The sequence below is a fragment of the Marinomonas algae genome, assembly GCF_047525555.1.
GTDB lineage: Bacteria > Pseudomonadota > Gammaproteobacteria > Pseudomonadales > Marinomonadaceae > Marinomonas.
This window is the reverse complement of the sequence record NZ_JBLIXK010000016.1, coordinates 24,446-31,372: the sequence shown is the minus strand read 5'-3', so window position 1 is coordinate 31,372 and position 6,927 is coordinate 24,446. Positions and strand designations below refer to the sequence as shown.

The 6,927-nt window shown below is 38.6% G+C and carries 4 protein-coding genes; 2 read left to right on the top strand and 2 right to left on the bottom strand.

Annotated elements, in window-relative coordinates:
- Positions 1-129 precede the first annotated feature (129 nt).
- Positions 130-1,392, bottom strand: coding sequence for a hypothetical protein (locus tag ACMUMQ_RS15580; protein ID WP_414682829.1), 1,263 nt, complete (start codon positions 1,390-1,392; stop codon positions 130-132).
- A gap of 1,633 nt (positions 1,393-3,025) precedes the next feature.
- On the opposite strand from ACMUMQ_RS15580, the gene ACMUMQ_RS15575 reads away from it, so the two are divergent.
- On the top strand, positions 3,026-3,838 hold the full coding sequence (locus ACMUMQ_RS15575; protein WP_414682828.1) for a replication initiation protein: 813 nt from the start codon (positions 3,026-3,028) through the stop codon (positions 3,836-3,838).
- 368 nt (positions 3,839-4,206) lie between these two features.
- On the opposite strand, the gene ACMUMQ_RS15570 is transcribed toward ACMUMQ_RS15575, so the two are convergent.
- Entirely contained in the window at positions 4,207-4,866 is a 660-nt protein-coding gene (locus ACMUMQ_RS15570) for a recombinase family protein (RefSeq protein ID WP_414682827.1), read from the bottom strand.
- Positions 4,867-5,171: 305 nt separating this feature from the next.
- On the opposite strand from ACMUMQ_RS15570, the gene ACMUMQ_RS15565 reads away from it, so the two are divergent.
- On the top strand, positions 5,172-6,917 hold the full coding sequence (locus ACMUMQ_RS15565; RefSeq protein ID WP_414682826.1) for a type I secretion system permease/ATPase: 1,746 nt from the start codon (positions 5,172-5,174) through the stop codon (positions 6,915-6,917).
- Positions 6,918-6,927 lie beyond the last annotated feature (10 nt).

Genomic DNA, 6,927 nt, shown 5'->3' with positions numbered 1-6,927 from the left:
CCAAACACCACGTTTTACATGGAATTTTACAAAAATATCGCTAAATGGCTCCACAGAGCCTCTGAGCGGCATTTTTTCACTATTCAACAAAAAAATTTTCGATAAATGCGCAAAAGAGAATGATTCTCTTTAAAAGAGCATATTCTCAGGTCTAAGCGGACATTGCTTTCCACATGATGTAATCCAATTTAGCCCTCTTTTGTGAACAGTATGATGTATGAGATTCACAAAGTATTTTTGTTTGTCTTCGATAGCAGTGTTGAGGCTAGTTGTTTCTTTCCATTCTTTAATAACATCTAAAATGAAAGAGGCTTCGTAGGTCAGCGCTAATAATTGATAGGTTTCTGTGTATTGCGGGCAAGCACCAATCTCTTTTTCGATCATGTCAAAAAGTGAGGCGCTGTCGTCATGCTGAATTTGGCCGTCAATCGTTTCTGATTTATCGCTAATTTGCCCAGAAGAGTGATTGGTTCTAAAAATACATTGCCAGTCTTTTTTATCTGGCGTTTCTTCAATATCGACGTAAATGTAGCAACCAATTTGCGACATTTCTGCGCCATGAAGGTTTTTCTTCAGCGTTTGCAGGAGGTTTTTTCTTTGGCTTTTGTACAAATATCGACCAGGCTTGACGTTTAGGTCTTCGATTAGACCCAGCGCTGTTCTGATATAAATTGGATTATGGAACAGTAAATTATCTAATCTACTGTAAAGTGCTTTTGCAATGCTGGAGCGAATTTTCTTCCTTGCCGCAAAATTGACTGGCACCGTGATTTTGTTTTTGATGTTTAAACGAATATGTTCAGATAAGCGAATAGAACAGGTGGTTTTGGTTTCTCCGTGATTTCTTTCTGACTTTTGAACATAGTCAAAAGTATCGAGCACACGTTGATTTTTATAGGTGTCTTCTTTGGTTTCAGAGGAATGGAACGAAAAAACCCAAGATACTTTGGTGTCATGCAAGCAACGTAACTCTTCCATGATCATGTTTACAACTCGACCGTTTTCTCTTAGGTCTAAAATCTTTGCGATGTCTCCAAGGTGGATTTCCATGACTTCGTCTGTCATGTCTCTTGACTTCCAAATTTCTGTTACAGCAAGGAACACATCATAGCTTTTGGTTGTGTAGCTTTTTTCGTCTTGTGCGGGAACAACTTCAATTTGAGCAGACTTTTCTACGCCATCAGGCAAGGTAACGCTCCACTGACGCTTTCTTTTCCCATATATATCGTTGCTTTTTGAATGAGGAAAAAGGAAATTAGACCAGCGGTCGTAGTTCGCTTCAGCCACGATCAACTGACTGATCTCACCATCAGTCGTCGGTATCATATTGATCTGTGGATCTTGATTAATGGTTTCTAGGCTTGTTCGTATGTTGTCTGTGTTTTCGCTCATAACTCATTTACGTAAGTTGTTGAAACGCAACGGTACGCTTCAAGGTGAAAAAAGACTGCTTATTGCTGTGTAAAGTAGTGATTATACTGATTTTAGTCAGTATATGGACTTTTAAAAAAAGTTTTTGTTCCTTGCGGATGTTGTTGCTTAGATATACGACAACTTGTTTTCAGCCTTATTTCTCACTTCAGAGTCAGATGACTTAAAGCACTTCTTGAATCAGCCTAACAAGACTTCATCATGGTATTGATCATGGGTGGGGGTGCCGTTTTCGTGGGGTAATCGATATTTTTTAGCTTTACTAAAGCGTTCAAGTGGCATGGAAAGGATCAATATAAATTTACACAAACAGTCGATCCTAGCGACAAGATCGACTGTCACAGATAGTCGATCTTGTTAAATCTTAAATATTTACACAGATGGTCGATCATTGGTTTTCTAGGTGGGATTTACACAGACAGTCGATCATTGGCTATTTTAAATATTTACACAGATAGTCGATCATTGCTTATTTGATTTATTTACATAAACGGTCGAAAACTTTTCAAATTAAATATATTAGTTTAAATACCTGATTTATTTGTTCGTTATTTAAATGGCGTTAATTGTTTATTTAATTTTTAAATTTATTTACACAAACAGTCTTTTATAAAATCGTTTACACAAACAGTCGTTTTTACTCGTTTTCTTACTGACATAACCAGTCGTTCATTTCATTTCCAGCTAAAGTAACACAAACAGTCGATCATTTGGAAGAGGTAATTTTTATGATGAAAAGTAAAGTTTTGAGGAGGAAAGCAAAAAGTTGTGTGTCTGTTTTACTGTTCCATAGTCAATCATTTTAGAGGGATTTTAGAGGGTTTTATGAGTGTCTTTTGGAACTGTGTTTGAGGGTATTTTGGGCTGAAAATAGATCGAAAAAGACATCAAATTCCCTTTTTAATATATTTTTAAATTCTTTTTAAGACCTTTTTAGGTGCGCTGTAGATCCCGCCATTTCTGGGCTGTAGCGACCTAAAGGTATCAAATTTGTCGTGGAAAGGTATCAAATTTGTCGTGGAAAGGTATCAAATTTGTCGTGGAAAGGTATCAAATTTGTCGTAAAGGTATCAAATTTGTCGTTGGCGTTTTCGGGGTGTTTTCAGAGGTTTTTTTTGGGCTGTTTTGAGGTGGTTTTAGTTTATCTTTTTCGACGTAATTTGGAGGTGATTTTTACGGTCATTTTGAAGTGATTTGAGAGGTTTTTTTGACGTATTTTTGGCTTTAATTTGTTTGAAAAAAAGCATTTTCTGACTAAAAAATCATCTATATCGACCTTTTTTTAAGCGAAAGGTGTCAAATTTGTCGTGCGTTTTTAATGGGGTGTGTAAGGGGATTTTGAATGTTTTTATCTATAAATAGTATTATTTATTGTTGGTTTAAATATGTGTTTTAAATTAATTGTTTTAAATAATTGAATTTAAAGGTGTCAAATTTGTCGTTATGATTATGGTGTTTGTTTTTAATATTTAGTCCTTTAATAAAATAGGACTGAGTCTATAAATCCCCTTTTTTATCATTAAGTGTGCTATTGTATTAAATGTGTCTTTTTATAATAATAGTGACGTTTTTTTAAACAATAGTTAAATATAGTATGAACCCTCGACTCGATAATGAACAATCTAATGTAGCGGTCCAAGACAATGAGTTGGTCCGTTCTGCGTACACAATGACTCTTGTTGAGAAACGTTTGTTATTGCATGCTATTAGCAAAATAGACTCTCATAAATTGCCTAAAGAAGGGCAAAACATCAATGTTGAGATCACTGCTAAGCAGTGGGAAGCGCTTTACAACACGCCTCAGCCTTGGCGAGACCTAAAGAACGCTTCCCGAAAACTCATGAATCGACAAGTCACTATTAACCCGACTTCAAAAAAGACCTTAGTAATGAACTGGGTAGATAGTACTGAGTACTCCTCTGACTCGGTGAAGATCAGCTTTGGTAATAAGGTTTCTCACTATTTAACTGGGATGCTAAGTAAATTTACCCAGATAGATTTACTTGATGTGGCGAAGTTCGACAGTGCTTATACTGTGCGGCTGTATGAATTGTTACGCCAAGTTGAGCGGAAACACTTGCCGGAAAATTGGTTGAGAATTTCGGTTGAAGAGTTTCGTATCATTTTCGATTTAGGGAATAAGTACGACCGCTTTTCTTACTTGAATCAGCGTGTTCTTACGCCATCAGTTCGAGAGCTGAATAAAAAGTCTGACTGGGAAATCACTCTTACCACTGAGAAGAAAGGCCGAGCAGTACACATGCTTTGCTTTGCTTTTTCCCCAAAGCCGCAATCTCAAGGCGAGCTATTCATTGAAGAAGATGGCGTTAAGAAGAGAATCGGTGGCCGCACGAGCCGAGATGATATCGCTGCTGCGCTAATGAACCTTGAAGATACCAACTGGTAACCCTGATTCCCCACTGTATTTCTCTCTTATTTTGCCTGATCATTTTCGCGTAAAAAATTTAACGTGGTACGGTACCAGTATCAATAATATTACTTCACGAAACTCTAATTTCGTGAAGTAATGTGTTTTTACCCCTGTTTTAGCCATAACTTACTGATAGATAAGGAAAATATTTTGCCATTTTTGGCCATTTTTAGGGTTCTTAAAACCACTGATTTTGGGGCTTTGTACTGGTGTTTTTGGGGGTTGGTACTCAAAATTTAAATGTAATTTCGTTTTGCGGGAATTAGCTATTTTGATGAAAATTAAAGCCTTTGTGGTTAACTAAATATTGTTGATAAGTGTTTGTTTTTATTCATAAATGTTTGTTATTCGGTGTGTTTTCTCTGTTTTACTATTATTAACGATTTTCCTTCGTTAATGTCTCTTTTCACGATTTTTTTTCGATTAATGTAGTCATACAGTGTCGATGGAGCGCAATCGATTATTTTAGCAATACTTCGTTTGCTGACCCCTTTGTTGATTAGGTCTTGAATTTGCAAATGGTATTTGTCTAACTTCGTACGGGTTGCTGGTCCTTTTGGGCGACCTAAGATCATGCCAATCTTCTTTTTTGCGGCCAGGGCTTCCCGTGTCCTTAAAGAAATGAATTCACGTTCTATTTCTGCTGCCATACCTAATACCGTTGCGGTTATTTTGGCCTGCATTGAGTCATCAAACCTCATTTTTTGTTTGGCAATATGAACGTGTATTTGTCGCTTTGTGCAATATTCTAAAACTTCTAATACTTGCAATGTAGAACGAGCTATTCGAGAGACTTCGGAAAAAATAATCGTATCTTGGCTTTTGGCGTTCTGAAGCATTTCCCCTAATTTACGCTCTTGCCATTTCACTTTTCCCGAGATGGTGTCTTCAACGAATGTTAAGTTGCTCATGCCACTATCGTTGGCGTACTCAAGAATGCCATGCTTTTGATTATCAGCATCTTGTCGGTCTGTAGAGACACGCAAATAGGCGATATTTGCCATGTATTACCTCAGTTTACGGATTAAACCTTATATTGGATATATTCGTATTATAGTGTACGATTAAAACCTAATAAAGCCCGATCATTATTTACGGATTAAACGGTGGTTTAAATCGGACACTGAATCGTGAATTTGGTGATGTTTTGCTAGATAAACCCCCCATTTTTTATAAGGATGGAGGTTTTCTGTTGGCATCAGGCTTTATTTTTGTTTTTAGCATGTGGCCCTTTACTTTTTGGTGATCGACCTAATATACGTGCACTAAATCTAGTCTATTGTGTTCCATTTACCGAGATTCTCATTTCATGAGTGAAAATAAACCAAATCCCTTGAAGCAAGCTCTTAAGACTTGCCGCTCTTCTTTTATATCTGTTGGCTTCTTTAGTATGTGCATTAATATTTTAATGCTCGTGCCTGCTCTTTATATGCTCCAGGTCTATGACCGAGTGATTACCAGCGGCAGTGAGACAACCTTATTAATGATCACTCTTATCTTAGTTGTATTGATGGTGACATTAGGCGGGTTGGAGTGGGTAAGGTCACGGATATTAGTTCGTGTTGCCACTCGCTTGAGTATGCAGCTAAACAAAAGAGCATTTGACGTTAGCTTTAAGCAATCATTGTATTCCGGTGGCACCATGAGTGGTGCGCAACCAGTACAAGATTTAAATGGCTTACGTCAATTTATGACAGGCAATGGCCTATTTACCTTTTTTGACGCTCCGTGGCTACCGCTTTATTTGGCTGTCATGTTCCTATTCCATCCTTGGTACGGATGGGTGGGTGTGGCCAGTGCTATTTTATTGGCTGTTTTAGCCGTCATTAATGAATATGCGACCAGCAAACAGTTGAAAAAAGCCAATGATGAAATGAATGCTTCAGGAAACGCATTACGTCAAAACTTAGCGAATGCGGAAGTGATTGAGTCAATGGGCATGTTGCGTAACCTACGTGAGCGTTGGTTAACAAGACAATATCGCGTTCTAAATTGGCAAACCGAAGCGAGTGACAGCGCCGGTATCATTACTTCTATTTCCAAAACATTGAGAATATTGGTGCAATCGTTAATTCTAGGGGTCGGGGCTTATTTAGCGATTAACAATGAAATTACTCCAGGGGTAATGATTGCAGGCTCTATATTATTAGGTCGTGCGTTGGCACCGATCGATCAAATGATTGGTACATGGAAAGGCTTTGTTGCCGCTCGCGGGCAATACGGTCGACTATCAGAGATTCTATCGAAAGTAGGGGAGGATGAAGAAACAATGTCATTACCTTCTCCTAATGGTGCTGTCACTTTTGAAGCGGCGACTATTATTCCACCTAATGCAAAACTACCAGCAATCCAAGGGGTTAGCTTTCAAGCCGCTGCTGGGGATGTCATTGGTGTGATTGGGCCAAGTGCGGCAGGTAAGTCAACGTTAGCCCGAGGGTTACTAGGCATTTGGCCAACCAGAAGCGGAAAAATTCGCTTAGACGGCGCTGATATTTTTGCTTGGAACAGAGAAGAACTCGGACCTCATATTGGATATCTTCCACAAGACATTGAATTATTCGAAGGGACGATCAGTGAGAATATTGCCCGCTTTGGTGAAGTCGATCCCGTCAAAGTGGTTGAGGCTGCACAATCAGCAGGTGTTCATAAATTAATACTCGCTCTACCGAACGGTTATGACACCGTCATTGCCTCACAAGGCAGTGGTTTATCAGGTGGTCAGCGCCAACGAATTGGTTTGGCCCGTGCGCTATATGATGACCCAACATTAGTGGTACTTGATGAGCCGAACTCGAATTTAGATGACATAGGCGAAAAAGCCTTGATGCTTGCTATACACCGCTTAAAGCAGCGTAAAGCAACGGTGTTTGTTATAACGCATCGACCTAGTATCTTAGGCTCGGTTAACAAGTTAATGATGTTGAACGAAGGTAAAATCAAGCTGTTTGGTCCGAGAGATCAAGTATTGGCTGAAATACAAGGCAAAGCAAAAACAGCACCCGTGAAGCAAGCTGTGGCTGAAACTGCTAAAACTGAAGAAAATAAACCGAATTGAACATAGTGAT

Coding starts and splice junctions, on each gene's coding strand:
- ACMUMQ_RS15580 (WP_414682829.1), bottom strand. CDS start 1,392: ATGAGCGAAAACACAGACAACATACGAACAAGCCTAGAAACCATTAAT.
- ACMUMQ_RS15575 (WP_414682828.1), top strand. CDS start 3,026: ATGAACCCTCGACTCGATAATGAACAATCTAATGTAGCGGTCCAAGAC.
- ACMUMQ_RS15570 (WP_414682827.1), bottom strand. CDS start 4,866: ATGGCAAATATCGCCTATTTGCGTGTCTCTACAGACCGACAAGATGCT.
- ACMUMQ_RS15565 (WP_414682826.1), top strand. CDS start 5,172: ATGAGTGAAAATAAACCAAATCCCTTGAAGCAAGCTCTTAAGACTTGC.